The following is a 24,983-nucleotide window of genomic DNA, read 5'->3' on the forward strand; positions in this document are numbered from 1 at the left end:
CAGGATCTTCGCCACCGCCAGCGGTTCGACGGCATCGTCGGTCTCGACCAGGATCGCCCGGTCGGCGCCCATGGCGAGGGCGGTGCGCAGCGTCTCTTCGGCCTTGGCCGGACCGATCGAGACGACGACCACTTCCTCGGCCTTGCCGGCTTCCTTCAGCCGCAGCGCTTCTTCAACCGATATCTCGTCGAACGGGTTCATCGACATCTTCACATTCGCAAGCTCGACGCCCGTGCCATCCGGCTTCACACGTATCTTGACGTTGTAATCAACAACCCGCTTCACGGGGACGAGAATCTTCATGGGTGCTTTTCCTTATCGTGTCGGGACCGGCGTTCCCGTCCTATAGTCATAGAATCCGCGGCCGGTTTTGCGCCCGAGCCACCCGGCCTCGACATATTTCACGAGAAGCGGGCAAGGACGGTATTTCGGGTTGGGGAGACCGTCATCAAGGACTTTCATGATGGCAAGGCAGGTATCAAGCCCGATGAAGTCGGCAAGCTCCAGCGGCCCCATCGGATGATTGGCGCCGAGCCGCATGCTCTGATCGATATCGATGATCGATCCCACGCCCTCCTGAAGAACGGAGATAGCCTCGTTGATCATCGGTATCAGGATGCGGTTGACGATGAAGCCCGGAAAATCGGCAGAACTGATGGCCGTCTTGTTCAATCGATCGACGACGCGTTTGATCGCATCGAAGGTCTCCTGATTGGTGGCGATGCCGCGAATGAGCTCGACCAGTTGCATTTGGGGAACTGGGTTCATGAAATGCAGCCCCATAAATTTCTCGGGGCGAGAGGAGGCGGATGCGAGACGAGTGATCGAGATCGACGAGGTATTCGATGTCAGGATCGTTTCCGGCGACAGTGACGGCGCCAGGTCCCAAAAGATCCTGCATTTGACTTCCTCGTTCTCCGAAGCGGCTTCGATAATAAGGTCGCACGTGCCGAGCTCGGCCAATGCGCCGGTCGTGCGGATCCGCAGGATGGCGTCCTTCTTGTCGGCTTCATCAAGCTTCCCGGCGGCGGCCCGACGCTCGATAGCCGAGACGATTTTTCCAAAACCTGCTTCGAGATTGCTCGGGTCCGCGTCCGTGAGCACGACGCGGAAGCCGGACAACGCAAGAACATGCGCAATGCCTCCACCCATTTGGCCGGCGCCAATGATGCCTACAGTCTGAATGGTCATGAACCTGCTTCCGTCGTTAATGATTTAAACCCCCTGGCTCTCTCCCAGCCGAGGAGAGGCTTTTGCAAGCTCCAGCCGGCTTCGGGAAAAATGGAGTGGGCTTCGCAAGCCCGGAATGCCTTCCGGGTCGATACGAAGCTGGCGCGCTTCGATCTGCGGATCGGACACCGCTTCGCCCACGGTGTTGATCGGTCCGCCGGGAACGCCGGCTCGTTCGAGAGCGGCAATGAGCTCGGCCTTAGTGTGCCGCGCAGTTTCCGCGGCAAGCCGGTCGGAAAGAAGCTTGCGATTGGCGACGCGCGCGGCATTCGTGGAGAATCGCTCGTCCGAGGCGAGGCCAGCCGTGCCAAGGACGGCGCAAAGGCTCGAAAACTGTCGGTCATTTCCGCAGGCGATGATGACGTGGCCATCCAGGGCAGGAAACACCTGATAGGGTACGATGTTTGGATGGGCATTTCCGAGGCGTCGAGGCGCGCGTCCGGCCGCAAAATAATTCATCGCCTGGTTGGCCAGGACAGCGACACCGGTATCGAGGAGGGCTAGATCGATATGCTGGCCAAGGCCCGATCGCTGCCGCTCGGCCAATGCTGCCTGAATGCCGATCACTCCATAAAGCCCGGTGAGGATGTCGATCCAAGCGACGCCGACTTTCTGTGGTTCGCCATCCGGGTCACCGGTAAGGTCCATGATTCCGCACATGCCCTGGATGAGGAAATCATAGCCAGGCTGGTGCGCCCGAGGCCCGTTCTGGCCGAAACCGGTCACCGATGCATAGACGATGCAAGGATTGATCGCGGCGACACTGGCATAGTCGAGACCGAATTTCGCCAGTCCGCCCACCTTGAAATTTTCGACGACCACGTCGGCTTCGCCGATCAGCTCCTTGAGACGCGCCAGATCTTCAGGGCGGGCAAAGTCACAGATGACGGAGCGTTTGCCACGGTTGGTGGCATGGAAATAGGCGGCCACGTTTTCGCTTCGCTCGCTCTCATCTGAACGATCGATAAAGGGCGGCCCCCAGCTGCGCGTATCGTCTCCGCCTGGCGCTTCGACCTTGATAACGTCAGCCCCGAGATCCGACAGGGTCTGACCAATCCATGGGCCGGCGAGAATTCGGGCGAGCTCGATGACCTTCAAGCCGGCGAGCGGCGTTCCGCAATCCGGTTCCATCAGCAGAACGCCTGCAGGCCGGTTTGTGCGCGGCCTAGAATGAGGGCATGGACATCATGCGTGCCTTCGTACGTATTGACGGTCTCGAGATTCTGGGAATGACGCATGACGTGGTATTCGATCTGGATACCATTACCACCGTGCATGTCGCGGGCAGCCCGGGCGATGTCCAGCGCCTTGCCGCAGTTGTTACGCTTGACGATGGAGATCATTTCCGGCGCCATCTTGCGTTGGTCCATCAGTTGGCCGACGCGCAAGCTTGCCTGCAGGCCAAGCGCGATCTCGGTCTGCATGTCGGCGAGCTTCTTCTGGTAGAGCTGCGTGCCGGCGAGCGGTTTGCCGAACTGCTTTCTGTCGAGGCCGTATTGGCGGGCGCGGAACCAGCAATCCTCGGCTGCTCCCATGACGCCCCAGGAAATGCCATAACGGGCGCGATTGAGGCAGCCGAAGGGTCCTTTAAGACCTGAGACGCCAGGCAGCAGCGCATCTTCGCCGACTTCGACACCGTCGAGCACGATCTCGCCGGTGATCGAGGCGCGCAGCGAGAGCTTGCCACCGATCTTCGGTGCAGAGAGGCCCTTCATGCCCTTTTCGAGCACGAAACCGCGGATTTCATTGTTATGGGCTTCCGACTTCGCCCAGACGACGAAGACATCGGCGATCGGCGCGTTGGAGATCCACATCTTGGATCCGCGCAGGCGATAGCCACCTTCGATCTTTTCGGCCCGGGTCTTCATGCCGCCCGGATCCGAGCCGGCGTCCGGCTCGGTCAGGCCGAAACAGCCGATCAGCTCGCCGGAAACGAGGCCCGGCAGATATTTCTTCTTCTGCTCGTCGGTGCCGTAAGCGTAGATCGGGTAGATGACCAGCGAGGACTGAACGCTCATCATGGAGCGGTATCCGGAATCGATACGCTCGACTTCGCGCGCAACAAGCCCGTAGGCGACATAGCTCGCGCCGGCTGCGCCGTAATCCTCGGGAAGGGTGATGCCGAGGAGCCCCGCCTTGCCCATTAGGCGAAACAGCGCTGGATCGGTCCGTTCCTCCAGATAAGCCTCTTGTACGCGCGGCTGCAATTCGGCTTTTGCGAAGGACGCGGCCGCCTCCCGGATCATCCGCTCGTCATCGGAAAGCTGTCCGTCAAGCAGGAAAGGATCATGCCATACAAAGCTTTCGTGACGTTCAGAAGCGGCAGTATGTTGGCTGGACAAGGCGGTCTCCATCAGCGTGAAGTCATGGGACCGAAATTAGGGCAATCCGCGATCATCTAAAAACGACATATGGCGCTATGATCATTCATAGAATGAATATATTGTTATCCGAACTTACACGCTCGGGGACTCTATCTCGGCCTTCAGCCAGGTGCGGAACGCTTCGAGCGGCGGATATTTCTCCCGGGATATCGGCCAGACGAGCCAATAGTGACCGGTTCCAATGACGGAGCGCTGGAAAATCGGGACGAGCCGTTTTTCGCGAATCTCGACATCCGCCAGATAGTCGGGCAGCAAGGCCACGCCGAGACCGGAAATCGCCGCCTGCGTCATGGTTGCGAATTGATCGAAAAGCATGCCGGTGATGGGCGGCGCTTCGTGCCCTTGGCCTTTGAACCAACACGTCCAGGCCGTTGTTCTGGTCTCAAGCTGAAGGAGCGGCAATTGTCCGAGATCATCGACGGTTTTGATGCTGCGGCTTTCCAGGAGCGCCGGTGAAACACAGGCCGTCAGCCGTTCTTCGAAAAGTTCGAGATGGCCGGCGTCCCGCCAATCGTCTTCCCCAAAATGGATCGCGGCATCGAAACTTTCAGCGGCAAAGTTGAAGCGCTTCAGACGCGTCGACAAGTTGATCGTAATTCCGGGATTCTGATTGAGAAACCTCCCGAGGCGCGGGGCGAGCCAGCGGGTTCCGAATGCCGGCAAGATCGCAATCGATAGCGTTCCGCCGCCGGGATTGGCGGAAAATGTCATGCTGCTGCGCTGGATCAGGTCCAAGGCCCGGCTGACATCGCGGCCATAAGCCTGGGCGGCGACCGTCGGTATCAATCGCTTTCGCTGCCGTTCAAACAGTGGTCTGCCCAGTTGCTCCTCCAGATTCTGGATGAGGCGGCTGACCGTGCTTTGTGTCAGATCGAGCTCGCGCGCAGCCCCTGCAGTCGAGCCGGTGCGTAAAACGGCTTCAAAGGCTGCAAGCAGGCTCACGGAAGGGATAAATCGCCTTGGCCTCATGGTTTCATATGCGTTTTATGCATCAATAGGACACCATCGATAACGCGTCAGAATTACCAAAACAACTGTCCATATCGCATTCATCGCCTATTTGGGCCGGTCATCCCGAAACGCATCATCCTCGTAATTTACGTTGCAAACCGGCTGACCCAACGATACCGTTCGGCAGGACCCGATCGCCTTGATCAATGTGGCCTTGCGTGTCTGTGGTGCCGGGTAGGCGCGGCGGCTATGGGTAAGGCCGAGCCCCACGAGGCTTTCGGCCAGTTTCACCGCAAGCGGCAGCGGATCGATGATCGATACATTCACCCTATCGAATTTGGCGTTGCGCGCTTCGCCGGCCAGAACCAGTACCTCGGCGTCGGCTGTCAGAGCGACCATGTCGGTCTTTGGTGTCAGCAGATGAATGCCTGCGCATTGGGCATCGAGCGCGTATTCATGGACGATCTTTTTGATGCGCACATAGTCACGCTCGGTCGAAACCACGCTGAAGCGCGTGCCGAGTGTCAGCGCATGCAATAGGGCGGCGCGGCCGGCGGTAACCACGGGAATATCCAGGAGCGAACGCAGGGCATTGGCGCCGTAGTCGCCGAAATCGGCAAGGCAAACGGCATCAAAACCGTCTGCTTGTGCATGCTGTCCAGCGGCAATGACGGCGAGATCAGCGAGTGTCCAGTCATGCGCGCCGATTGGCGGGCACGACACATAGGCGACGCGGCGATGGATGATTTCGGTGTCGGGGTCAGCCGCGCCGGCGGGAATGACCTTTTCCGGCAGGTCGATATCGGCAGGAGAGAGAAATAGAATACGGGTCATGTTGAAACCTCCTCAAAGCCCAGCGGCAATCCGGCCCATTTCGGCCAGCCTTTCGGCCGCGACATGCGAAGGCGCGGGATAGGAAACCCGGCTATGCGCCAGCTTCAGCTTGATCGCCGCGTCGGCAAGGCGATAGGTCAAAGGGCCGGGATTGATGATCGGGACTGGAAGACGTTCGGCGAGGTAGGCGTGGGCTTCGTGCATCGTGGTCGAGCCAAGGATGATCACGTCGGCGCCGTCTTCTTCGACGCAACGCATCGCGGCTTCTTGGAGCGCCGGGAAAAACTCGTCTTCCTTGCCGGCAAGGAGGCTCTGGTTGTTCGGTTGCAGGCCGGCCGAACGCAGCGAAGCGCATTTGTGCTGCAGGCCGAGCTCGGCGAGCGTCTTGGTATAGAGGTGCCGCCAGCGATCCCACATGGCGAGGATCGAGAATTTCTCGCCCAGTGTCAGCGCCGACAGCATTGAATGACGGCCAGGGCCGATCACTGGAATATCGAGAACCGAGCGAAGCGCCGACATGCCGGAATCGCTCATCGTGTCGATGCAGACCGCGTCATAACCATCGGCCTGTGCCTGCAGGCCGGCCTCGAGAATGCCGACATCGGCGAGCACCGAATCCTGCTGGCTGACATAGTTGACCGGCGCGATCCGCACTGGCCTGAAATCGAACTCGATGCCTTCGCCGAGCCGCACCGCGTTGAGTTGCGCCTTGCGCTTCGAAAGATTGTCGTCATCCATCGGGAAGGGGACGATCACAAGAACCTTGGCCAAATTCAAATCCTCCGGATTATTTCTGTTCGGTCGCATGGCGTAACAAAGCTGCCGCACCGTCTCCGGCAAAACGCCCGAGCACTACGGCCGTCAACAGGCCATTGCCGCCAAGATAGCCGTCAGATGCCGGTCCCGAGAGGCCGCGCGCGGCACCGCCGGCGGCAAAGAGATTGGGGAGCGCTGAACCATCCGGGCGCAGAACGCGCGCCGATCTATCGATCATCAGTCCGCCCTGTGTATGAAAAAGCGCGCCACGCACCCTGACCGCGAGGAAAGGAGCATTCAACGCCGATACGTCGGTGAAGTCCCGGCCGAACGGATCGACCGTGACGCCGTCGATTGCCGCGAAAACCTGATCGAAACTTGCCTGCAGCGCCTGCGACGGCACGCCGATCTTGCCGGCGAGTTCGGCGACGGTGTCGGCCTGCACCACCGCGCCGCTTTCGAGCACGCGATGATAATCCTGGAAGGTCAGCGCCGGCTCCTCGCAGCGCTTGTCGTAGATGGTCCAGGCGGTGCCGCCGGGCTGGCCGAGCACCTCGGAGGCCTGTTCCGAATAACCGCTCATCTCGTTCGAGAAACGCCGACCCGTCGAATTCACCTGAAAGCCGCCGCGGATGACGAGTGCCCAGGTAACAGGCAGGTCAGGCCCGTCTGCGACGCAATGGCCCTGGTATCCGCCGAGATCGGCGGTTGCGGCTCCGAGCGTTTCACCCCAGCGAAGCGCATCGCCCGTCGAGCCGTGATGACCGCAATAAACGGCATTGGCCATGCCGGGGATATGCCGAGCGACGAGCGAGGCGTCCGCACCATAGCCGCCTGTTGCCAGCACGACCGCGCCTGCGCCGATCACCTTGTCTTCACCGTTTTGGTTATAACAGACAGCTTCCACGCCGCCGCCTTCCACGGCGCGCAGCCGCTGGACAAGTGCACCGGTGACGATCCGCGTGCCCGCAGCCTCGGCGGCTCTGATAAGGCTGGCCTCCATCTCGGTGCCGGTGCGGCTCTTCGGAACATGATAGCGGTGGCGGGCATGACCGGGATAAAGAATGTCGTCGAGCAGTTCAAAATGCACGCCGTGCCGGTCATGCAGCCATTCGACCGCCGGGCCGGAGGCTTCTGCAATCGCACGGGCGAGATGCTCGTCGGTCTTATCCTTCGCCTTCTTCATGATGTCGGCGAGGAAGAGTTCCGGCGTGTCCTCGATACCCTTCTGTCGCTGGAAGCGGGTGCCGGCGCCGGGCAGCATGCCGAGCGTCAGCGCGGTATTGCCGGCGGGCTCCTCATCGCGCTCCAGCACGATGACGGACAGGCCCGCTTCACGCGCCGCAAGTGCCGCGCAAAGGCCTGCGGCACCCGCGCCGATGATGACGACATCCGCCCTTTCGCCAGGGGTGTCCTTTGGCGAAATCATTGGGCGATCCAGATCGCATAAGCCGAGATCAGTCTGCCGGAAATCGTGAAGCGTTCGATGAAACGGGCCGCACCGGCTGTTCCTTCGGCAAACACCAGCACATCCTCGTCATTGACGGATTCGTCGAAGCGCAGGTAGGCGCGGCCGGCGGCGGATTTCATCATGGCGGCGAGGTCGACTGAGGCTCCCCTGGCGTCCGTGGCCGCGAATTCCGGCGTCAGCAGCGCCGCGGCCTTTCCCTGATCTCCTTCCGAGAGAGCCTTCGCAAAGGCGGAGACAACATCTGCTGCCGGCGGCAACGGCGGACCGGGCACGCGGGGAATGCCGCCGCGTGCATAAGAGCTTGGGCTCACTTCGCGGATGACAGTGATCGTGCCTTCGGGCACTGCCGCGATCACTGAGCGCACGACCCTTGCCATGCCCTTCATGAGACGCGTCTTGGTTTCCGCATCATATCCTTCGATCAGCGTTGTCTCGATGACAGGCATGATGTCCTCCGATTGTTCGATTCAGCCGAGTTCAGCGCAGATTTCGGCGATGGTGGCGATGCGGGCGACCGGCTTCAAAGCTTCGATCGCTATGTTGTGGGTTGCCTCCGAAAAGGCGGCGCAGCCGTCGGAAAGGACAGTCGTGTCAAAGTCCCGCACATGCGCGTCGCGGACAGTGGAGGCGACGCCGCCATTGGTGACGATGCCGCCGACGATTAGCTTCTCTATGCCGCATTTCTTCAGCACCCATTCCAGCCGCGTCATGTAGAAGCTGGAATAAGCGACCTTCTCGACCACCAGATCGGCGGGCGCCAGCGCATCGACCAGACTGTTGCCCCAGCTGCCGGGCGCAAAATCGCCCTTGCCGAGGAAGGGGCGCAGCGCCTTGAGATGGGGCGAGATGATCGGCTCGCCGCCCTTGGCCGGCACCAGCGTGAACTGGGCGGAAACGATCCATCCGCCCTTGGCGCGCAGCAGATCGGCCAGCGGCTTGATCCGCTCGGGAAGCACCGCGATTTCCGGCGCGCTCTGGCCGGCACGACCATAGGTTCCTTCGGGCGCGAGGAAATCGTTGGTCAAGTCGACGATGATCAGCCCGGTCTTTTCGACCGGAACAGAGTGCTCGCTCATACCTTCCGCTCCATGATGACATTGCCGAACTCGTCGACGCGGGCCTTGAGGTCGGGATCGACCAGTACCGTCGCGTCCGGCTGTTCGAGAACGGCGGGGCCGTCGATCACCGCGCCGACCGGCAGTTCGAGGCGGGCGTAGATTGCCGTTTCGTGCCAGCCGCCATCGAACCAGACCGGACGACTGCCGCGCTTTGCCTGCTCCACCGTTGTGCCGGGCTCAGGCGCCAGCGCCTGAAGGCTGAAATGCGGCCGGCGGCCGATCGCCGAGGTGCGCAGGTTGACGATCTTCGCTTGCAAGCCCGGCAGCAGCCGGCTGAACGAGGATCGATAGGCAACATCGAAGGCAGTCTGCACGATCTCTCGGGTGACGCCGGTTGAACCCTTCTCGATCGCTATCGGCAGCGGCACGGAGACCGTGTGGGTCTGGCCGACATAGTGCATGTCGAGTTCGAAGATAATGTCGATACGATCGATCGGGAGGCCGGCTTCCTCGACGATCCGGCGGGAGGCTCCAGCCTCTGCGACCATGCGCTTGTCGAGGATGTCGGTGTCCAGGGCTTCGACCGTCAGGTTGACGGTCTGCACCTGGTCATGGCGGATATCGGCAATGACGCAGCCGAGTGCTGAGGTGACGCCCGGATAACGCGGCACGAGCGCTGCCAGCAGCCCGACATCCTTGATGAGGGCACCGGCATGCAGCGCGCCGCCGCCGCCGAAGGGGACGGCGACGAATTTTGCCGGATCATGGCCGCGCTCGATGGAAACAAGGCGGATGGCACCAGCCATGCGGCCATCGGCGATTTTCACGATCGCTTCGGCGGCTTCCATCACACCGAGGCCGGTGGGCTTGGCAACATGTTCCTCGATCGCCTTCTTGGCGGCTTCCACGTCAAGACGCGCGAACTTGCCGCCGATCGGCCGCTCGGCATTGATGCGGCCGAGCACGATGTTGGCATCCGTCAGCGTCGGGCGCGTATTGCCCTGCGCATAGGCAACCGGACCGGGGCGCGAGCCGGCGCTTTCAGGGCCGACCTGCAGCAGGCCGCCTGCATCGACATGCGCGATCGAACCGCCACCGGCGCCGATCGTGGTGATCTCGATCATCGGTGTGCGAATGACGAGGCCGAAATCGATCGTCGTCTGGGCAGCCAGCGACGTCTCGCCGTCGATCACGAGCGAGACGTCGAAGGACGTGCCGCCAAGGTCTCCCGTTATAATGTTCGGGAAGCCGGCCGCCTTGGAAATCGCCGCTGCGGCGATGACACCGGCAGCAGGGCCGGACAGCGCCGTGCGCACGGGCAGGCGACGGGCGGTTTCCGTCGACATGACGCCACCATTCGACTGGACGATATGGAAGCGCCCAGCGAAGGCCTCGCTTTTCAGCGCATCCGTCAGCTTACGCAGATAACCGCCGACGACCGGCTGGAGATAGGCGTTAAGCGCCGTGGTCGACGTCCGTTCGAATTCGCGGATCTCGGGCAGGATCTGCGACGAGCAGGCGACGTTTTCGTTCGGCCAGACCGACTGGGCGGCCTCGAGCGCGGCCATTTCGTTGACCGGATTGGCGTAGGCATTGATGAAGACGATGGCGAGCGCTTCGGCGCCGGCGGCAAGCGCACGGCGGCTGGCCGCTTTCACCTCTTCCGGATCGAGCGTCTGGCGAATGGTGCCGTCGGCGGTCACGCGCTCGTTCACCTCGAAGCGCAGGTCGCGTTCGATCACCGGAACGAAATCGCCCCAGAGGCCCCAGGTGTTGAGACGGTCGCGGCGGCGCATTTCGAGCACGTCGCGGAAACCGGCCGTGGTAATGAGAGCGGTGCGGGCGCCTTTACGCTCGAGAAGCGCGTTGGTGCCGACTGTGGTGCCGTGCACGATCGAGCCGAGTTCGGCAATCGGACCGAAGGTCTTCAGGCCTTCCAGGAAACCGATCGCCTCGTCGCCGCGGTTGGAGGAGACCTTGGCGGTGCGGAAACGGCCGCCAGCGGCGTCGTAGAAGAACAGGTCGGTGAACGTGCCGCCGACATCGACGCCGACGACGGAAGAGCCGCTTGGCTTTACGTGGGTATTCATGCGGCTGCTCCTTCGCGCAACTTCACGGTCGCGGCCATGTCAATATTGCCTTCGGCATCCGTGTCGACGCCGTAGATGTCGCGGGCCGCTTCGCGGCTGACGAAACCGAGGCGCACGTCGCGCGCCACTTTCTCCGCGGGCCTCATTTTCGGATTGCCGAAACCGCCGCCGCCAGGGGCTTCGATACGGACGCGCTGGCCGGGTTTGACGCGGACATCAGCCACCTTGGAGGCGAGCGGCGGCGAATGTTCGCCGTCATCGGCCTGCCATGTAAAGCGATTGAGTGCGGCTTCCCCGCCACCGGCAACGCCGAAGGGCGCATAGACGCCGCGTTCGCCGAGGAGGAAGACGTCCGCATCGGTCATCGCCTCGACCTCGTAGATCGCCCCGACGCCGCCGCGGTGGTAACCGGCACCGGCAGAATCCGGACGCAGTGCCCATTGAGTGAAAAGCACCGGATAGGAGGCTTCCATGATCTCTGCTGGCGGAATGGTCGCCATCGAGATCGGGTTGTTGGCATGGTTCAGGCCGTCGCTTTCCGGGTTGCCCCCGAGGCCGCCGCCGAAGAACGAGAACATCACATAGCGCGAACCGTCATTGCGGTAACCGGCGATGGAGAGCGCATTGATCGTACCGAACGGGCCGGCGGTGGCGCGGGCCGGATCGGCCTTCGCCAACGCGCCGAACACGACGCCGATGACACGCAGGATGGTCTCGGTGTAGCCGCCGACCGGCTTCGGCGGCTTGACGCCGAGCAGCGTGGTCTCGGGAATGACGAACTGGATCGGCCGCAGGCAGCCGGCATTTGCCGGCACGCTGGTGAAGACGTGTTTCAGCGCCACATAGCAGCAGGCCGCCGCCGTCGAATAGGCAATGTTGAGCGGTCCGGCACAGGGGCCGGAGGAGCGGGAAAAGTCCAGCACCATCTCGTCGCCCTTGATCGTCAGGTCGAGCGCGATCGTCAACCGGTCGGGGGTGATGCCGTCATTGTCGAGATAGTCCTCGAAGACGTAGGTGCCGTCCGGCAGTGCCTTGATCGCCTCGCGCATCATCGCTTCGGCCCGGTTCGAGAAGGCCTCGAACGCCGCTTTGACAGTGTCGTCGCCATAGGAATCCAGCAATTCAGCAAGCCGGCGTTCGCCAAGATCCAGGGCATTCAGCTGACCATTGAGGTCGCCGTAGTTGGAAAGCGGCACGCGGGAGTTCGCCGAAAGAATGTCGACGATGTCGTTGTTGATGACGCCTTTGGCGAACAGCTTGACGACTGGAATGCGCACCCCTTCCTGGAAGCTTTCGGTCGCCTTGGCGTTGAAACCGCCCGGCACGTTGCCGCCGATATCCAGCCAGTGGCCGACCGAGGCAATCCAGCAATAGAGCTTGCCGCCGCGGAAGATCGGCCGCACGAGACGGAAGTCGTTCAGATGTGTCCCGCCGGCATAAGGGTCATTGAAGAGGAACGTGTCACCCGGCGAAAGACTGCCGTCGCGCGCCACTTTCTCGATGACCGCCTTCACCGCAAAGGCCATCGCGCCGACGAAGATCGGCAGGCCGCGGGTGCCCTGCACGAGCGTCGCGCCGGTTTCGGCGTGGTAGAGGCCGTGGCAGGCGTCGCGCGCCTCGGCGATGATGGGATTGAACGCGGAGCGGTAGAGCGTCGCGTCCATCTCATCGGCGATCTGCTCCAGCCGTCCATTGAGGATGGCGAGCGTGACGGGATCGAGGGTCTTCCTGGTCATGCTGCATTGCCCTTCTTGGAGTCCTTCGATGGGACGAAGGTCTCGTATTCGCGCCCTGCCTGGAGCATCGCCGGCGTACCGATCAGCGCGTTCAGATCGTTGAACTGGAACATCCGATCGCGGAAGGGCTCGTTGCTGCCATGGGCGCGGAGCGAGCGGTAATAATCCTCAGCGGTGCGGGCGATGGCCCGCACGATGCCGCCGGGGAATATGACGATCTTAAAGCCGAGCGCTGCGAGTTCATCTGCCGTCATCATCGGCGTATCGCCGCCTTCGACCATGTTGGCGAGCAGCGGCAGGCGCTGGCCGAGCGCCTTGCATACCGCTTCCATCTGCTCTTTTGAGCGGGGGGCTTCGACGAAAAGCACATCCGCGCCGGCATCGGCATAAAGCATGGCGCGTTCGATCGCCGCGTCGAAGCCTTCCACAGCAACGGCATCGGTGCGGGCGACTATCAGTGTCTCCTCCGAGGTCCGGGCATCGACGGCCGCCTTGATCTTGCCGGCCATTTCCAAAGCCGAGATCAGCGACTTGTCCTGCAGGTGGCCGCAACGCTTCGGCAAGGTCTGGTCTTCGAGCTGGATCGCGCTGGCGCCGGCCCGCTCGAAGGTTTTCACCGTCCGCTGGACGTTGAGCGCATTGCCATAACCATTGTCGGCATCGACGATGACAGGGGTCTCGACGCGCTGGCGGACGAGTTCGATCACGTCGGCGACTTCCGTCATCGAGACCAGGCCGATATCTGGGCGGCCAAGCTTGGTGTAGGCGATCGCCGCGCCGGAAAGATAGAGCGCATCAAAACCGGCGTCGTTTGCGATGGAGCCCGTCAGGGCGTCATAGATCCCGGGGGCCACGATCGGTCCCGGGCAGGACAGGAGAGTTTTCAAAGTCATTTCAGGCTTCCTTGATCGCAGGCTGGGCGAGCAGGTCGTTAAGACCTGTCAGGTCCGGCGCCATATCGATCGTTTCGATGGCATTCAGGATGCGGTCGGCATGCGCCTTGCCCCAGACAGGCACGGCAAGCTCGAAGAATTTCGCGTGGACCTCATCCGGCGTGTAAGGATCGATCGCGTCGCCGCGATTGGTCATGGTCTCGGCGGCCAGAACACGGCCGTCGGTGAAGTGGATGGTCAGGCGCGCCGGGCGCTTTTCCGGCAGCATTGCGGTAAATTCCGCCTTCTCCCGCACGGCAACCTTCCTTGTGAGCGCGCGAACCGTCTCGTCGTTGACAGACGCCTGGCGGAAGGCCGGGACGGAGGCTTCGCCATTGACGATCGTCGTGGCGATTGCAAACGGCAGGGAAAATTTTGCGGCCAGCATGTTGGATGGCTCCACGCTGTCGAGCTGCGCCGCATAGGCATAGGTCTCGACCTCGATGGAGGCGATTGTCTCCGGCGCGATCATTCCGTGCGTGGCGATAAGCTCCCGCACCACGTCAAGCGAGCCGTGGGTGAAGCGGCAGGCGGCGTGACGCTTGAAATAGTTCCGCTGGATTTCGTAGCGGCTGCCAAGCTCGTCAGCCATCATTTCCGGCTTGAAGCCTTCCGCCAGGATGCCGCTATAGACGGTGCGGACGGAATCGATTTCACCTGTAAAGCCTGAAGCGACCATGTCCCAGGCGGTCATGCCGTTGCGGTTGGAAAACCCGCAGAAGCTGTTGCGCACGGTCGCCCCTTCGAGCATCGCCCGCAAGCTCGCGCCGACGCTCAGCGTCGCCGACACATTGATCGTTTCGATCAGCTCTTCCTCGTCTGCTCCTTCGAGCATCGCGGTCGCAAAGGCGGCGCCGATCGTACCCCAGGTGCCATGCGGATGCACGGTCGGCCGTAGGCGGCAAGCGGCGCCCGCCCGGGCTCCGACCTCATAGCCGAGGATGAAGGCCGTTAGCAGATCCCTTCCGCTCTTGCCCGCGACAAGGGCTGTCGACAACGCTGCCGGCAGGACATGGATGCCTGGATGGCCGCGGGCGAACTGGTTGCCTTCGTCGAGTTCCAGAGCGGTGCCGGCACTGCCGTTGATGAAAGCCGCGTCATCGCCACGCAGCGACAGACCTGCGCCGACTGCTGCGACATTGCCGCGGCCGCGTCTTTGCAGGCGTTCGGCAAGCATCAGGAGTTCAGGTTCCTGCATGCCGGAAGCCATGGCGCCTATACAATCGAGGATGACCAGTTTGGCCTGCGCCACCAAGTCAGGCGAGAACATGTTGAAGGTCAGCGTTGCGCCGAAGCGGCCCCAGCGGCTCAGCCAGTCCGGCCTGGGTTCGGCCAGAAGTACCGAAGCAGGCACGATGCCCGGCGTGACGATGGTCATGGTTGCGTCCTCCTCGTTGGAGCTGGGGCTAAAGGCCGAGATAGGCCCGCTTCAGTTCTGGGTTAGCGGAAATTTCGGCGGCGGTGCCGGACATGGTGATCATGCCATTCTCGACGATGTAGGCCCGCGAGGCGATCTCCAGCGACTGCACGACATTCTGCTCCACCAGCATCACAGGCAGACCGGCCTGGTTGAGTCGGCGTACGAGATTGAACATTTCCTCGACCAGCAGCGGCGACAGGCCGAGCGACGGCTCATCGAGAATAATAAGCTTCGGCTCGGCCATCATCCCGCGGCCAATCGCCAGCATCTGCTGCTCGCCGCCAGACAGCGTCCCGGCCATCTGACCGTTGCGCTCCTTCAGGCGCGGGAAGGTGGCGAAGACGATCTCGAGATTGCGCGCCCGGTTCTGCTTGCCGCGGCGGTAGCTGCCGAGCTCGAGATTGTCCTGAACGCTCATGTTCGGGAAGATCTTGCGGCCTTCCGGCACATGGATCAGGCCAGCGTCGACGGCTGCGGTCGAAGAGGAACCCAGCGGCACGCCGTCGAAGACGATGCTCCCTGATGTCAACGGCAGTACACCGGAGAGCGCCATGTTGAGCGTCGTCTTGCCGACACCGTTGGCGCCGAGAACCGCCACTATCTCGCCTTTGGCAACCGAGAGGTCAATGCCGCGCAATACCTCGACCGCGCCGTAACCGGCGCGAAGTCCCGTGACCTCAAGCATGGTCGCCTCCAGCGTTTCCACCCGCCTGGCGGGCAATCCTGTCCGCCGAGCCCTTGCCGAGATAGGCTTCGATCACTGACGGGTCGTTGCAGACTGCCCCGGGCGTGCCTTCGGCAATCATTCTGCCCTGGGCGAGCACATAGACTTGCTCACACAGGTTCATCACCGCCTGCATCACATGCTCGATCATCAGAATGGTGACGCCGCTTTCGCGGATCGAACGGATGACGGGTATGATGTCACGGATTTCAGATGGATTGAGACCGGCGAGAACCTCGTCCAGCAGCAGGATCTTCGGTTCGGTCGCAAGGGCACGAGCGAGTTCCAGCCGCTTTCGGCCTGCGACTGTCAGGCTCGCCGCCGACTTTTCGAGATCCTTTTCGAGGCCGACTTTACGGGCGACCTCGCGAGCTTTCTCGATCGCCTCGGCGGGTTTCATGTGCCGCAAATAGGCGCCCACCGTAATATTCTCATGGACGTTAAGCCCAGCAAATGGCTGCACGATCTGGAAGGTGCGGGCAATCCCGGACGCAGCGCGTTTGTGTGCGTGCTCGCCGGTGATGTCCTTGCCGTGAAGCAGGATCGTGCCTTCGCTCGGCTTGCGGAAACCGGCAATGATTGCAAAGAGCGTGGTCTTGCCGGCGCCGTTCGGGCCGATCAGACCGGTGATCGATCCTTGCGAGACCGTCAAAGAGGCATTGTCGACGGCGACGAGCCCGCCGAAGCGCATGGTGACCTTCTTGACCTCCAGCATCATGCTGCTTCCTTCGCTGAAAAGTGGAGCGACACCTTCTTCGCCAGCCCAAGAACGCCGCTGGAGGCAAAGGCAATCACTGCGATCAGGACGATGGCGTAGACGATGAGGTCGATGCCCGGCATTCCGCCGGCAAAGCCCTTGGTGATTTCTCCGAGACCGTGCATCGTAAAGGCACCTATCAGCGGCCCGAGCACGATGCCGCGACCGCCGACGATTGGCGCCAGCAATGCCTCGATCGAGATCCAGATTCCGAAGGCGATTCCGGCGTCGATATAGAGAAAATATTGGACGTAGAGCACACCGGCGGCAGCCGTCATTGCGCCTGAGAGACTGATCGCCTTAAGCTTGACGGTAAGTACATCGACGCCGAGCGCTTTTGCGGCATCCTCGTTCTCGCGCACGGCAACCAGATGGGCGCCGAAGCGGGAATTGGCGACCTTCTGGGTCACCAGAAGGCTAATGAAAACGAAGCTGAGCGCAAGCAGCATGAATGCCGGGCGGCTGGAGAATTGCAGGTTGGCAAAGCCTGGATTGAGCTTCAGCAATAGCCCGGCTGCCCCTCCAGTCATATCCGAGGCGTTGGCGAGCACCCTCAGAAGCTCGGCGAAGGCGAGCGTCACCAACGCGAAATACGAACCACGAAGTCCGGCCCGGAAACTCAAGAAACCCACGACGAGGCCGGCGAGCGCGCCAGCGAAGATTGCAACCGCCATCGCCACCCAGGCATTGAGGCCGAAATTGGTTTGCAGAATTGAGGCTGTATAAGCGCCGATTCCGAAGAACATGGCATGACCGAAGGACGTTTGTCCGCCGATGCCGCCGAGTAGATTCCAGCCCTGTGCGGCCAGCGCGACGATCAGGACCGTGGTCGTGAAATTGAAGAAGGTGTTCGACCCGGTCACCAATGGCGTCAATGCCAGGAGCAGGGTGATTAGGACGATGGAGAGATAACCGCGTCCGATCATGCTTTTGCTCCGAACAGGCCGGTCGGGCGCAGGAGCAGGACCAGGATGAAGATGATGAAGATGCCGATCTGCCCGAGGCTTTCTCCGAGGAAGAGACCGCTCACGCTTTCGACCATACCGATGATCAAGCCTCCCGCCATAGCGCCGGGGATGGACCCCATCCCGCCCAGGACGACGACTGTAAAGGCAATGTTGACGAAGGCGCCACCAATGCGCGGATTGACGTAGAACGTCGGCATCAGCAACGCAGCCGCCATGGCAAGTGCGGCGCAGCCGAGTCCGAACGTGACAGCGAAAATGTGCCCGACATTGATCCCGACAAGCTTGGCGCCAAGCTTTTCACGGGCGACGGCGCGGATTGCCTTGCCTGTATCTGTGCGGTTCATGAGCAGAAAGAAGGCAAGGGCGACGATCAGCGAACCTGCGGCGCCGATGAGTTTGGCGCTTGAGAGAAGGAAGGGACCGGCCTCGACGACGGCGAAGGACCAATCCGAGGGGATGGAACGCGTGTCGGAACCGAAGCCGACGAGAAGCGCATTCTCGATGAGGATCGAAAGGCCAAGGGTGATCAGCAGGATGTTGCTGTCATCGCCATGCGACGCGGGGCCGATGACGAAGCGCTGCACACAGTAGCCGACAGCAAAAAAGACAGGCGCGACGATCGGGATCGTCCAGTAGGGATCGATCGCGAAGGCGGCATTCAGGCCCCAAACGGCAAACATAGCCGCCGCGAGTGTCGCTCCGTGCGCAAAGTTGATGATGTGAAGCACACCATAGACCAAGGTGAGACCGAGGGCGACAAGGGCGTAGATGGCTCCTGTCAAAAGCCCGTTGATCATCGCTTCAATGATGATGGTTGGGGAAAACATGCTCTATTCCGCCTTACGACGTCGACAATGATCTGAGCGCGCGCAAGGGCACGCTCAGATATTAGACATGGGCATCAAGCGTTTGCCGGGAACTTCGGCTTGGCGTTGGCGAAGGCTTCGGGAAAGACGACCTTGATGTCGCCGCCCTGAACCTGCGTGGAGACGGGCGCGCCTCCCAGGTTCTGGCCGTTTTCAAATTTCGTCGGCCCATAGGGCATGAGGTGACCTGCAAAGGTCGACGTGGCAAGTGCATCGATAATCTTCGTTCGGTCTGCAGCACCGGCACGCTCTATCGCGTCCGCCAGCAGGCCGACGCACGAATAGTTCAGCGGAACATTGTAATTATAGGTCTTGCCGGCGGCTTCGACCCGCTTTTGAAGTGCAACCGCCTTTTCGTTGCGCGGATCATGCCAATGGTTGACGTCCATGACGTTCTCGGCCGCTTCCGGAAATTCCTTGACGAAACGTCGGTTGGAGGCCGCACCGTTGAGGACGCTGTAAACGGCCTTCGGGCGAACGCGCTGCTGCTGCATCGTGCGCGCGAGCAGCACCGTTTCACCGTAGTAGGTGCTGGGGATGACGAGATCCGGATTCAACGAGCGCAGACGCAGCGTGACGTTTGAGAGGTCGCGCGACGGCGTCGGAACGGCGATCAGTTCAAGGATTTCGAAGCCGTATTTCGGCAGTTCCGCAGCCATCAGCTTGGCAAGGCCGGTGCCGAACAGACCGTCCTCGTGGACGAGCGCGATGGTCTTGGCAACCTTGCCGGAAGCCTCATTGATCTTGACGAGGTTCTGGATCGCAGCAGCGGTGCACAGCGCAAAGCCCGGCGCGAAGCGGAAGGTGTTTTTCAACCCGCGCTGGACGATCTGGTCGGTCACGCCGACATCGACAATATAGGGCAGGTCGTAACGCGCCGCTGCCTGCGAACCAGCCAGGCAGATGGGGCTGGCGAAGCCACCGACGACGGCCACCACGCCGTCCTCCTGCATGCGCTCCACCTCCTGGGTGCCGGCTTCCGGCGTCGAGCGGGCGTCGCCGAACACGATTTCAAGCTTGGCGCCTCCAAGCGCCTTGATACCCCCGGCTTTGTTGATGTCATCGATCGCCAGTTCGGCGCCCATGCGGCCATATTCGCCGTCCTGGGCCAATGCGCCGGTGACCGGCTGCAGGATGCCAACCTTGATCGGCGCGGGTTCGGCGCCGCGGACGATGGCAGGCGTCGCGATCGTTGAGAGGGCGACAGCGCTGCCCTTTAGAACAGTCCTGCGATCGAATGGGGTATTGAGAAATTTCATGGTTTTGTTCTCCTCTGAGGGGTCGGCCGCTTGGTGCGGTTGTTCTTCTTGGTGTCATTTATCTGTTCGGATGCCCGCACTGCGTCGGCAGGCGTCCAGCGCCGGGCTCCATCTGATCCGGTGCGTTCGAGATCCATATGGAAGGAATACCGATCAGGCCGGTAAAGCGCCTGGAGGTGCTCGATGCCGCGGCCGGACGATTCAAAGACGACGCGGGTCATCGTGAGCAGCGCAGCGCCGATATCAAGGTCAAGTGCGTCTGCCGCTTCCGGCCCGGCCAGCGTCGCGCCGACGACCTGGGTTGCCCGCTCGGCAACGAGGCCAGAGCGTTCGAGCAGTTCGAGCAGCGGCGTCGAGGCGAGATCGGCTTCCGAATAGGACATGCCGATCCGCTCCGGCACGTGCGTGACCAGATACGAGAACGGCTGACCGTCGATTAGACGGACGCGAACCGAGCGCTGCAATCGTTCGCCGGGATCGAGACGCAATTCCTCAGCCATCGCCGGCGTTGCATTGACATAGGCGAACGAGATCAGTCTGACGCCTGTCTTGCGGCCCATCTCGACAAGATGGGTCAGCACGTTCGACAAGTCCGCCACGACCGGCATGCTGGTCTTGCCGGCGCTGACGAAAGTGCCGGAGCCAGGCCGCCGCTCGATCATGCCGTCGCTTGCAAGCTTATCCAACGCCCGGCGTACGGTGACGCGCGACACGCTATGTTCCTGCGCCAGCGCCGGTTCGCTCGGCAGGCGCGCGTCAACCGCCACTTCTCCCCGCAGGATCTGCTCCCTGAGCAGGAGATAGAGTCGTCGCGCCTTCAGCGGTTCCATGGTCGAAGACATTGTCGTGTTCCCGATTGTCTTTCTTATAAGACATTTAGTTGTCTTATAAAGAATACAGATTTGGTGTCGTGTCAATCGGATTCGCTAGAGAATGCGACTGAGGTCCGGATATATGAGCAAGGGCCGGCCAATGGCGACGAAATCCGCCTTGCCGGCCAACAGTATGGTCTCGACATCGGCAAGACTCCTGATGCCGCCGACGGCGATGACCGGGATCGAAAGGGCGGCGCGCAGCACTCCTGCGCAGGCGAGAGATTCGACGGGCGATGTTGTCTGGGCTGCTAACGGCACGAGGCCGCCGGAGGAAACATGCACGGCATCGAGCCCATGGCCGGCGAGCCGCGAAAGCGTCCGCACGACCATATCAGGCGTCAGGCCGCCCTCGGCGTTGTCGCTGGCGCTGATCCGCATCGTGATGACCGGTCCTTGCCCTAACGTCTCGCGCACGGCGCGGATGATGCGGGCGGGGAGGGAGGCGCGACGGTCTTCATCTCCGCCGTACGCGTCGTTGCGCCGATTGCTGAGCGGCGACAGGAACTGGTGGAGGAGGTAACCATGCGCGGCATGAAGTTCGACGCCGGCAAAACCGCCTTCGACGGCCCGACGCGCCGCAATCTGGAAATCGGCGACCAGCTTGTCGATATCAGCTTGCGTCATCGCCTGCGGCATGCCGTAGCGTTCGTCATAGGCGATCGCGCTCGGCGCGAGCAACGGGCCACCGCCGTAAGGCCGGGACTTGCGTCCGCCATGGCTGAGCTGGACCAAAACAGGCGCGCCTTCCGCTTTGACCGCTGCCGCGATCCTCGAAAGAGCCATGGCGTGGGCATCGGAGAAGATGCCGATATCGTCGCCCATCAGCCGACCCTCCGGCGAAATCGCCGTCGATTCCAAAATGACGAGGCCAACGCCGCCGCGAGCGCGACGGGCATAGTGGTTGACGTGGTAGTCTGTCGCAAACCCGTCGGGCGTACCTTCGTAGCGCTGCATCGGCGGCATGACGATGCGGTTTGCAAGCGTGAGGGAACCGATCCGGCCCGGCGAGAACGCGAGGGTCACGATCACGCTCCGGAATTCGCTGTGGCCGTCCCGTTTGGTTGCATCCAGGGTCGGCGCTCGCGGTCCGCGGCGGCGAAAGCGGCGATAGCCTCCGCATGACTACGGGTGAGGTCGATATCGTCCCAACCGTTCAGGAGCTTGGTGCGCCAGACCGGATCGACGGTGAAGGGCACGACGAGATTGGCGCAACGGATCGTCAGCGCTTCCAGATCGACGGTCGCCGTCTCAGCACCGTCCTGTAGGCCGGCAAGCAAGCTCTCGCAATCCTCTTCGCTGACGACCGCCGACAGTAAACCATTATTGATTGAATTGGAGGCGAAGATATCCCCGAAAGACGGGGCGATCACGCAGGTGATCCCGTAGTCGACCAGTGCGTAGACGGCGGCTTCGCGTGAAGAGCCACTACCGAAATTGCGGCGGCTGACGAGGATTTGTGCGCCCTGGCGGACCGTGTCATTGAGCGGGCAATCCGCCTTTACCGCGCCGGCTTCGTCGAAGCGCAGATCGTAAAGCAGGAAGCCACCATAGCCATCGGCGCGCGATCGCTTCATGAAACGGGCCGGGATCAATTGGTCGGTGTCGATATTCGATTGGGGCAGGGGGCAGGCGACGGCATCCAGAGTTTTGAACGGTTTCATGGCTCTCCCTCCCTCTCAGTTCCCGGCCGGGGCCGTTTCGCGCATCAACTGCCGCATATCGGTCAGGTGTCCCGTGACGGCGGCTGCCGCGACCATGGCGGGCGACATCAGGTGCGTGCGCGATCCCGGGCCCTGTCGGCCACGGAAATTGCGGTTGGTGGTCGAGGCGCAGCGCTCGCCAGGCGGCACGAGATCGCCGTTCATACCGACGCACATGGAACAGCCGGCATCGACCCATTCAAGTCCCGCCTCGCGAATGATGCGGTCCAGCCCCTCTTCCTCGGCCTGCTTTTTCACGAGCATGGAGCCTGGCGATACAAGCCCCGGTACCTTGGCCTTGCGACCGGCCAGGATTGCCGCGGCGGCGCGAATGTCTTCGATGCGACTGTTGGTGCAGGAGCCGATGAACACCCGGTCGATGTGAATGTCAGTGAGGTTTTGGCCGGGCCTTATGCCCATATAATCCAGCGCATCGCGCACCTGCGCGGCACGGGCGGGATCGGAGATCTGTTCAGGGTCCGGCACGGTCGCGGTGATCGGCGAGGCGTCTTCCGGGGTAATGCCCCAGGTTACGACCGGCGCAATCTCGCTGGCATTGAGGCTGACTTCGCGGTCGAAGACGGCATCCGGGTCGCTTGCCAATGCCAACCAGTCCTTGGAGGCGGCCTCGAAAGCCTCGCCCTGCGGCGCAAACGGACGGCCGCGCAGATAGTCCAGGGTTGTTGTGTCAGGCGCCACCATGCCGCACCGCCCGCCGGCCTCGATGGAGAGATTGCACAGCGTCAGCCGGCCTTCCATGGAAAGGCTGCGGATTGCCGAACCGGCATATTCGATCGCATGTCCGGCCGCGCCATCCGCGCCGATGAGGGCGATGATCGAGAGAGCGATGTCCTTGGCCGTGACACCTGGAGCAAGCGCGCCGTCGACTGTCACGCGCATCCGCTTCGGCTTCTTCTGCCACAATGTCTGCGTCATGAGCACATGTGCGACTTCTGAGGCGCCGATGCCGAAGGCGATTGCCCCGAAAGCGCCGTGGGTCGCGGTATGGCTGTCGCCGCAGACCATGGTCAGGCCAGGCAATGTAAGGCCTTGTTCAGGGCCAACCACATGGACGATGCCCTGGTCGGGATCGTTGAGGTCGAAGAGGCGAAGGCCGTGGCGCTCGCTATTGCCGCGCAACTGCTCGATCATGCCGCGAATGGCCGGGTCGATCCTCGTGAGATCGCGGGTGTGGGTGGGGACATAATGGTCCTCGATGCCGAAGGTGAGATCAGGCCGGTAGACCTCGGCATCGCGCTCCTTCAGCTTGTTGAAGGCGTGGAATGAGCCTTCGTGCAAGAAGTGGCGGTCGATCCAAAGAAGACACTGACCATCCTCCCGCTCCACGACCACATGCGCGTCGAAAACCTTGTCGAAAAGCGTTTTGCCGCCTCCAGCGTCGATGCGTGGCACGATGCCCTCCTTCCATTCCCTTCTTTCAATCTAGGCACGGGTGGCGGTGAAAATCAAATGTTGTTTTAAAAATAATACAGATTATTGTCTTTCAAAAATGACAGATTGCTGTCTGAGGATCGGGAGCGGAGAGACGCAAATGGCTAAGGTGACGCGGATAGAGGGCCGGGAATTCGACTATTCCATGCCGGTGGTAATCGTCGGCGGTGGGGCGGCCGGCATGGTGGCGGCACTTGCCGCCCATGAGGCAGGCGCCGAAGTTCTGGTTCTTGAGCGCGATCCTCTGCCGCGCGGTTCGACCGCACTTTCGGCCGGCCTCATACCTGCCGCCGCCACCCGCTGGCAGGCCGATGCAGGCATCAGCGACGATGCCGAGAATTTCGCTCGCGACGTGATGAAAAAGGCCCATGGTGAGCCGGATCCCGAAATTGTTGATCTTGTCACCCGCACGACCGGACCGGTGCTGGAATGGCTTGCGGATAGATACGGGTTGAAATTCTCGCTCGTCACCGACTTCTCCTATCCTGGTCATTCCGCCCGCCGCATGCATGGCCTGCCGACGCGGTCCGGTGAAGAACTGATCGACGCGTTGCGCGAAGCGGTCGAAGATGCCGGTATTCCGCTTCTCTGCGACGCCCACGTGACCGAGCTTTTTGCCGACGACGCGGGCAGGGGCCTCGGCCTACGCTTCGAGCGCCCAGATGGCAGCTCCGAAGAGGTTGGCTGCGGCGCACTCGTGCTTGCTTGCAACGGCTATGGCGGCAACAAGGAACTCGTGGCGAAGCATATCACTTCACTCGCAGGCGCCCTCTACTTCGGTCATCCCGGCAACCAGGGAGACGCGCTCATCTGGGGCGAAGCGCTAGGCGCGAAAAGCCAGCATCTCAACGGCCATCAGGGGCACGGCTCGGTCGCTCACCCAGCCGGTATTCTGATTTCCTGGGCGACGATCACCGAGGGTGGTTTCCAGGTGAACCTCGAGGGCAAGCGGTTCAGCAACGAGGCCCGCGGTTATTCGGAGCAAGCCGCTGAAGTGCTACGCCAGGCCGACGCGATCGCCTGGTCGGTGTTTGACAGCCGCATCGCCGGCATCGCACGCCAGTTCGAGGATTTTCGCCGAGCCGAAGGGATGGGGACGGTATTGGTCGCACAAAGCATAGCAGAGCTTGCGGAACTGATGAAAGTGCCAGGCGATGCGCTTGCTGATACGTTCCAGAGCGTCCGATCCTATGTGCAAGACGCTCTGGCCGATCCGTTCGGCCGTTCTTTCAAGGGCGTGCCCGCGCTTCAGGCGCCCTATTGCGCGGTAAGGGTCACTGGCGCGCTATTTCACACTCAGGGCGGATTGGTGGTGGATACATCGGCTCGAGTGCTTGGTAGTGCAGGCAGACCGCTTCCGAACCTCTATGCGGTAGGCGGTGCCGCCTGTGGCGTCTCTGGGAACGATGCGTCTGGCTATCTATCCGGCAATGGACTGCTGACTGCTGTAGGGCTTGGATTCGCAGCCGGTCGGCATGCCGCAAGCTGAACGCGGCCGTATCGAGCTGTCAATGACGCGC

Annotated in this window: 24 protein-coding genes; 1 reads left to right on the forward strand and 23 read right to left on the reverse strand. The window is 61.9% G+C overall.

Annotated elements, in window-relative coordinates; all coding sequences use genetic code 11:
* The 23 genes from PY649_RS31200 to leuC all read right to left on the reverse strand — a co-directional run.
* On the reverse strand, positions 1–303 hold a 303-nt coding region (locus PY649_RS31200; protein ID WP_432761440.1), incomplete at its 3' end, for an electron transfer flavoprotein subunit beta/FixA family protein.
* Between the two features lie 12 nt (positions 304–315).
* The gene (locus PY649_RS31205) at positions 316–1,191 is read right to left on the reverse strand and encodes a 3-hydroxybutyryl-CoA dehydrogenase (RefSeq protein WP_285872782.1); all 876 of its coding nucleotides are present in this window, start codon (positions 1,189–1,191) and stop codon (positions 316–318) included.
* A 24-nt stretch (positions 1,192–1,215) separates the two neighbouring features.
* Positions 1,216–2,361, reverse strand: coding sequence for a CaiB/BaiF CoA transferase family protein (locus tag PY649_RS31210; RefSeq protein ID WP_285872783.1), 1,146 nt, complete (start codon positions 2,359–2,361; stop codon positions 1,216–1,218).
* Positions 2,361–3,572 (reverse strand): acyl-CoA dehydrogenase, encoded by a 1,212-nt coding sequence (locus PY649_RS31215; protein ID WP_285872784.1) that lies wholly within the window; start codon positions 3,570–3,572, stop codon positions 2,361–2,363. The genes PY649_RS31210 and PY649_RS31215 overlap by 1 nt, the downstream gene beginning before the upstream one ends.
* A 114-nt stretch (positions 3,573–3,686) precedes the next feature.
* A complete protein-coding gene (locus PY649_RS31220; protein ID WP_285872785.1) occupies positions 3,687–4,583 on the reverse strand; it encodes a LysR family transcriptional regulator in 897 nt (298 codons plus the stop codon).
* Positions 4,584–4,670: 87 nt separating this feature from the next.
* Complete coding sequence (locus PY649_RS31225) at positions 4,671–5,399, reverse strand: aspartate/glutamate racemase family protein (protein WP_285872786.1); 729 nt, start codon at positions 5,397–5,399, stop codon at positions 4,671–4,673.
* 12 nt (positions 5,400–5,411) lie between these two features.
* Positions 5,412–6,170 carry an aspartate/glutamate racemase family protein gene (locus PY649_RS31230; RefSeq protein ID WP_285872787.1) on the reverse strand — a complete coding sequence of 253 codons (759 nt, stop codon included), beginning with the start codon at positions 6,168–6,170 and terminating at the stop codon, positions 5,412–5,414.
* 16 nt (positions 6,171–6,186) lie between these two features.
* On the reverse strand, positions 6,187–7,584 hold the full coding sequence (locus PY649_RS31235) for an FAD-dependent oxidoreductase (RefSeq protein WP_285872788.1): 1,398 nt from the start codon (positions 7,582–7,584) through the stop codon (positions 6,187–6,189).
* The gene (locus PY649_RS31240; protein WP_285872789.1) at positions 7,581–8,072 is read right to left on the reverse strand and encodes a tautomerase family protein; all 492 of its coding nucleotides are present in this window, start codon (positions 8,070–8,072) and stop codon (positions 7,581–7,583) included. Before PY649_RS31240 ends, PY649_RS31235 begins: the two co-directional genes overlap by 4 nt.
* Before the next feature lie 21 nt (positions 8,073–8,093).
* Positions 8,094–8,702 (reverse strand): cysteine hydrolase family protein, encoded by a 609-nt coding sequence (locus PY649_RS31245; protein WP_285872790.1) that lies wholly within the window; start codon positions 8,700–8,702, stop codon positions 8,094–8,096.
* Positions 8,699–10,774 carry a hydantoinase/oxoprolinase family protein gene (locus tag PY649_RS31250; RefSeq protein WP_285872791.1) on the reverse strand — a complete coding sequence of 692 codons (2,076 nt, stop codon included), beginning with the start codon at positions 10,772–10,774 and terminating at the stop codon, positions 8,699–8,701. Before PY649_RS31250 ends, PY649_RS31245 begins: the two co-directional genes overlap by 4 nt.
* Positions 10,771–12,510, reverse strand: coding sequence for a hydantoinase B/oxoprolinase family protein (locus tag PY649_RS31255; protein ID WP_285872792.1), 1,740 nt, complete (start codon positions 12,508–12,510; stop codon positions 10,771–10,773). Before PY649_RS31255 ends, PY649_RS31250 begins: the two co-directional genes overlap by 4 nt.
* Entirely contained in the window at positions 12,507–13,403 is an 897-nt protein-coding gene (locus PY649_RS31260; protein WP_285872793.1) for an isocitrate lyase/PEP mutase family protein, read from the reverse strand. Before PY649_RS31260 ends, PY649_RS31255 begins: the two co-directional genes overlap by 4 nt.
* Before the next feature lies 1 nt (position 13,404).
* Positions 13,405–14,820 (reverse strand): MmgE/PrpD family protein, encoded by a 1,416-nt coding sequence (locus tag PY649_RS31265; protein ID WP_285872794.1) that lies wholly within the window; start codon positions 14,818–14,820, stop codon positions 13,405–13,407.
* Positions 14,821–14,848: 28 nt separating this feature from the next.
* Positions 14,849–15,547, reverse strand: coding sequence for an ABC transporter ATP-binding protein (locus PY649_RS31270; protein WP_285872795.1), 699 nt, complete (start codon positions 15,545–15,547; stop codon positions 14,849–14,851).
* Positions 15,540–16,301 carry an ABC transporter ATP-binding protein gene (locus PY649_RS31275; protein ID WP_349644455.1) on the reverse strand — a complete coding sequence of 254 codons (762 nt, stop codon included), beginning with the start codon at positions 16,299–16,301 and terminating at the stop codon, positions 15,540–15,542. Before PY649_RS31275 ends, PY649_RS31270 begins: the two co-directional genes overlap by 8 nt.
* A complete protein-coding gene (locus PY649_RS31280; RefSeq protein WP_285872798.1) occupies positions 16,301–17,269 on the reverse strand; it encodes a branched-chain amino acid ABC transporter permease in 969 nt (322 codons plus the stop codon). The genes PY649_RS31275 and PY649_RS31280 overlap by 1 nt, the downstream gene beginning before the upstream one ends.
* Entirely contained in the window at positions 17,266–18,138 is an 873-nt protein-coding gene (locus PY649_RS31285; RefSeq protein ID WP_285872799.1) for a branched-chain amino acid ABC transporter permease, read from the reverse strand. Before PY649_RS31285 ends, PY649_RS31280 begins: the two co-directional genes overlap by 4 nt.
* A 74-nt stretch (positions 18,139–18,212) precedes the next feature.
* The gene (locus PY649_RS31290; protein ID WP_285872800.1) at positions 18,213–19,436 is read right to left on the reverse strand and encodes an ABC transporter substrate-binding protein; all 1,224 of its coding nucleotides are present in this window, start codon (positions 19,434–19,436) and stop codon (positions 18,213–18,215) included.
* Complete coding sequence (locus PY649_RS31295) at positions 19,433–20,278, reverse strand: GntR family transcriptional regulator (RefSeq protein WP_285872801.1); 846 nt, start codon at positions 20,276–20,278, stop codon at positions 19,433–19,435. The genes PY649_RS31290 and PY649_RS31295 overlap by 4 nt, the downstream gene beginning before the upstream one ends.
* Before the next feature lie 84 nt (positions 20,279–20,362).
* On the reverse strand, positions 20,363–21,334 hold the full coding sequence (locus PY649_RS31300) for an oxidoreductase (protein WP_285872802.1): 972 nt from the start codon (positions 21,332–21,334) through the stop codon (positions 20,363–20,365).
* A gap of 2 nt (positions 21,335–21,336) precedes the next feature.
* Positions 21,337–21,972, reverse strand: a complete 636-nt coding sequence (gene leuD / locus PY649_RS31305) for a 3-isopropylmalate dehydratase small subunit (RefSeq protein ID WP_285872803.1) — start codon at positions 21,970–21,972, stop codon at positions 21,337–21,339.
* A 15-nt stretch (positions 21,973–21,987) separates the two neighbouring features.
* The gene (gene leuC, locus PY649_RS31310) at positions 21,988–23,424 is read right to left on the reverse strand and encodes a 3-isopropylmalate dehydratase large subunit (protein WP_285872804.1); all 1,437 of its coding nucleotides are present in this window, start codon (positions 23,422–23,424) and stop codon (positions 21,988–21,990) included.
* Positions 23,425–23,563: 139 nt separating this feature from the next.
* On the opposite strand from leuC, the gene PY649_RS31315 reads away from it, so the two are divergent.
* A complete protein-coding gene (locus PY649_RS31315) occupies positions 23,564–24,952 on the forward strand; it encodes an FAD-dependent oxidoreductase (RefSeq protein WP_285872805.1) in 1,389 nt (462 codons plus the stop codon).
* Positions 24,953–24,983: the final 31 nt, after the last annotated feature.

The sequence above is a fragment of the Rhizobium mayense genome, assembly GCF_030272705.1.
Lineage (GTDB): Bacteria > Pseudomonadota > Alphaproteobacteria > Rhizobiales > Rhizobiaceae > Rhizobium > Rhizobium mayense.

Bases quoted from the DNA above. Each gene is read 5' to 3' on its own strand.
- PY649_RS31205 (WP_285872782.1), bottom strand. From the start codon at position 1,191: ATGACCATTCAGACTGTAGGCATCATTGGCGCCGGCCAAATGGGTGGA.
- PY649_RS31210 (WP_285872783.1), bottom strand. From the start codon at position 2,361: ATGGAACCGGATTGCGGAACGCCGCTCGCCGGCTTGAAGGTCATCGAG.
- PY649_RS31220 (WP_285872785.1), bottom strand. From the start codon at position 4,583: ATGAGGCCAAGGCGATTTATCCCTTCCGTGAGCCTGCTTGCAGCCTTT.
- PY649_RS31225 (WP_285872786.1), bottom strand. From the start codon at position 5,399: ATGACCCGTATTCTATTTCTCTCTCCTGCCGATATCGACCTGCCGGAA.
- PY649_RS31235 (WP_285872788.1), bottom strand. From the start codon at position 7,584: ATGATTTCGCCAAAGGACACCCCTGGCGAAAGGGCGGATGTCGTCATC.
- PY649_RS31240 (WP_285872789.1), bottom strand. From the start codon at position 8,072: ATGCCTGTCATCGAGACAACGCTGATCGAAGGATATGATGCGGAAACC.
- PY649_RS31245 (WP_285872790.1), bottom strand. From the start codon at position 8,702: ATGAGCGAGCACTCTGTTCCGGTCGAAAAGACCGGGCTGATCATCGTC.
- PY649_RS31250 (WP_285872791.1), bottom strand. From the start codon at position 10,774: ATGAATACCCACGTAAAGCCAAGCGGCTCTTCCGTCGTCGGCGTCGAT.
- PY649_RS31255 (WP_285872792.1), bottom strand. From the start codon at position 12,510: ATGACCAGGAAGACCCTCGATCCCGTCACGCTCGCCATCCTCAATGGA.
- PY649_RS31260 (WP_285872793.1), bottom strand. From the start codon at position 13,403: ATGACTTTGAAAACTCTCCTGTCCTGCCCGGGACCGATCGTGGCCCCC.
- PY649_RS31265 (WP_285872794.1), bottom strand. From the start codon at position 14,820: ATGACCATCGTCACGCCGGGCATCGTGCCTGCTTCGGTACTTCTGGCC.
- PY649_RS31270 (WP_285872795.1), bottom strand. From the start codon at position 15,547: ATGCTTGAGGTCACGGGACTTCGCGCCGGTTACGGCGCGGTCGAGGTA.
- PY649_RS31275 (WP_349644455.1), bottom strand. From the start codon at position 16,301: ATGCTGGAGGTCAAGAAGGTCACCATGCGCTTCGGCGGGCTCGTCGCC.
- PY649_RS31280 (WP_285872798.1), bottom strand. From the start codon at position 17,269: ATGATCGGACGCGGTTATCTCTCCATCGTCCTAATCACCCTGCTCCTG.
- PY649_RS31285 (WP_285872799.1), bottom strand. From the start codon at position 18,138: ATGTTTTCCCCAACCATCATCATTGAAGCGATGATCAACGGGCTTTTG.
- PY649_RS31290 (WP_285872800.1), bottom strand. From the start codon at position 19,436: ATGAAATTTCTCAATACCCCATTCGATCGCAGGACTGTTCTAAAGGGC.
- PY649_RS31295 (WP_285872801.1), bottom strand. From the start codon at position 20,278: ATGTCTTCGACCATGGAACCGCTGAAGGCGCGACGACTCTATCTCCTG.
- leuD (WP_285872803.1), bottom strand. From the start codon at position 21,972: ATGAAACCGTTCAAAACTCTGGATGCCGTCGCCTGCCCCCTGCCCCAA.
- PY649_RS31315 (WP_285872805.1), top strand. From the start codon at position 23,564: ATGGCTAAGGTGACGCGGATAGAGGGCCGGGAATTCGACTATTCCATG.